2 protein-coding genes and 1 pseudogene are annotated in these 2,477 nt (G+C 35.1%); 2 read left to right on the forward strand and 1 reads right to left on the reverse strand.

The genetic code is table 11. From position 1 onward, the window contains the following. The first annotated feature begins 140 nt into the window (after positions 1-140). Both FTV28_RS13700 and FTV28_RS13705 read left to right on the forward strand, forming a co-directional pair. Positions 141-1,016, forward strand: a complete 876-nt coding sequence (locus FTV28_RS13700; RefSeq protein WP_078081115.1) for an SDR family oxidoreductase — start codon at positions 141-143, stop codon at positions 1,014-1,016. Positions 1,017-1,107: 91 nt separating this feature from the next. Next, a complete protein-coding gene (locus FTV28_RS13705) occupies positions 1,108-2,277 on the forward strand; it encodes an ATP-binding cassette domain-containing protein (RefSeq protein ID WP_179989164.1) in 1,170 nt (389 codons plus the stop codon). A gap of 125 nt (positions 2,278-2,402) precedes the next feature. On the opposite strand, the pseudogene FTV28_RS13710 reads toward FTV28_RS13705, so the two are convergent. Then, positions 2,403-2,477, reverse strand: a pseudogene (locus FTV28_RS13710) (IS6 family transposase); the annotation flags it as partial.

Here is a 2,477-nt window from a genome sequence, read left to right on the forward strand (position 1 = left end):
TGATACCATTTTTCTTTATACTATCACTGAGGCAGGTTGGACATTTGATTGCTAGAGTTATTTGCATTTCTCTATTTTATCAAAATCCAATCGGCTTTTTCTTCAGCATACTTTTTGAAACACTACCGAGGAGATTATTTATGACATTTAATAACAATGAAAATACACGTGTGTGGTTTATTACAGGTGCAAGCAGTGGACTAGGATACGAATTCACAAAAAAAGCATTGGAGTCAGGAGAGAAGGTTGTTGGTGTTGCTAGAAATATTGAAAAACTGAATGAGTTAAAATGCCAGTTTGAAGGAATGTTACTTCCTTTAAGTCTTGATGTTACTGATAGAAGTGCTGTTTCGACTACAGTGGAAACTGCCATTAAACATTTTGGAAGACTCGATATTGTCATTAACAATGCAGGGAATATGGTAATGGGAATGATTGAAGAATTTAGTGAAGATGAAGTTAGAAGCCAAATGGAAACTAATTTCTTCGGTACAGTATGGGTAAGTCAAGCTGTTATGCCGTACTTGCGGGCACAAGAATCAGGTCATATTATCCAGATATCTAGTATTGGTGGACTGATTAGTGGTCCAATGTCGGGAATCTATAGCGCTAGTAAATTTGCTTTAGAAGGATTTAGCGAGGCTTTAGCACAAGAAGCTGCACATTTTGGTATAAAAGTATCTATCGTAGAACCTGGAGGTTACTGGACGAATCTATACTTAAAAATGAGTTTTACTACACAGAAAAAAGAGTATGATTCATTACGTGAAAAGTTGGCCCAACAATATTCAAACGAATCGGTGGATAGTGATCCTAAGTTAGCCGCCGAAGCTATAATGAAACTGGTTAATAGTGAGAATCCGCCTCTCCGATTAGTTCTGGGAAGCCTTGTATATGATTTAGCTGTTGAAAATGCAGAAAAACGTATATTTACATGGAAAGAGTGGGAATCAGTCAGTCGTTCTTCGGAACATGGGATTCCTGCACCAGAAGGATACGGAATAATTGAGGAATAGAAACCCTAAGAAATAAACTCTCTAAACTACAAAAACTAATTAATGATTTAATATGTTTATTAACTTAATCGCTAGAAAGGGAGGCGATTGTATGGAATTGATAAAAATGAGAGGAATAGAAAAATATTTTGGAGGCAAGCTTCTTTTTACTTTTGATAAATTAACTGTTTTTAAGAACGATATTATTGGTGTAGTCGGGTTAAACGGAAGTGGAAAAACGACGTTGTTGGAGATCATTAACAATGATATAGCTCCTGACAAGGGAAATGTTGAGGTTAAGGGAGATATCTCTTATTATAAACAATTCGGTCAATACCACGAATCAGTAGATTCTTGGCAATTGAAAGAATTTCGCTCCAGCTCAACAATATCTGAAGGTTGGTTCAGTGGTGGGGAAAAAACTCGTTTACGTTTAGCTGAGACTTTTTCTAAGAGTAGTTCAATACTTTTACTAGATGAACCAACAGCGAATTTAGATACTAAAGGGATTCAATTGCTAAAGCGAAATTTAGGAAAATATAACACAATGATGATTATTAGCCACGATACAAATTTATTAGATGAATTGTGTAATCGAATTATTGAGATTGACAACAATACCATTAACTGTTTTGACGGGAATTATACTGCATATAAACAGCAGAAGGAACATCAAATTCACACTGAGAAAAGAGAATATGAAAATTATCAAGCAAAGAAAAAGCAACTAGAGGAAGCTTATTTGCAGAAAAAAAGGCAAGCTGAAGCGATAACAGATAAGCCAAGGAATATGAGTAATTCTGAAATTAGAGCTAGAAGTTTCATATCTACTTACAAGTCTTTTGGAGGGCGACAAAAAGCAATAGCAAAGCAAGCAAAAGCCGTGCAATCACGAATAGAGCAGTTAGATGTAAAAGAACAAGTCGAAGAACAGGCAAATATTCGAATTAATTTTGAGCTAACAAATCCCCCGAAAAATAAAATATTAATTCGTGGTGAAGAAGTAACTTTTGGATATGATAATCATTTGATTTTTAATCATGCCTCTTTTGAAATCCGAAACAAACAAAAAGTTGCTGTATTGGGGGATAATGGAAGTGGTAAATCTACTCTTTTTTCTTTAATCAGAAATAAGTATGAAGGGATCTATGCTGTACCGAAATTAAAAATTGGTTATCTGTACCAAGAGTTTGAAAATTTGCAGCCAGATAAAACTTTACTGGAGTCTGTCTTGTCTGACAGTGTACAAGAAAATCAGGTGGTGTTTCAAAAAGTATGCTGACATTAAATGAAGCCATTATTGATGTAAAAAAAGGTTAAGTCGAAAGCTTTAAAATGGTTTTCAATCTTTTTTGGGCACTGTTGCAAATAGAGATTTGAGTCGATGATGTTCCCTTTAAAAAGTGCTTAGAGACCGAAAACCCTGTTGATTAGACACACTTCACCCTGAGGCTGACCATAATAAAATGACGATGCTTGTCC

The organism is Acinetobacter sp. YH12252 (genome assembly GCF_013417365.1).
GTDB classification, from domain to species: domain Bacteria; phylum Pseudomonadota; class Gammaproteobacteria; order Pseudomonadales; family Moraxellaceae; genus Acinetobacter; species Acinetobacter towneri.

Bases quoted from the DNA above. Each gene is read 5' to 3' on its own strand.
- FTV28_RS13700 (WP_078081115.1), top strand. From the start codon at position 141: ATGACATTTAATAACAATGAAAATACACGTGTGTGGTTTATTACAGGT.
- FTV28_RS13705 (WP_179989164.1), top strand. From the start codon at position 1,108: ATGGAATTGATAAAAATGAGAGGAATAGAAAAATATTTTGGAGGCAAG.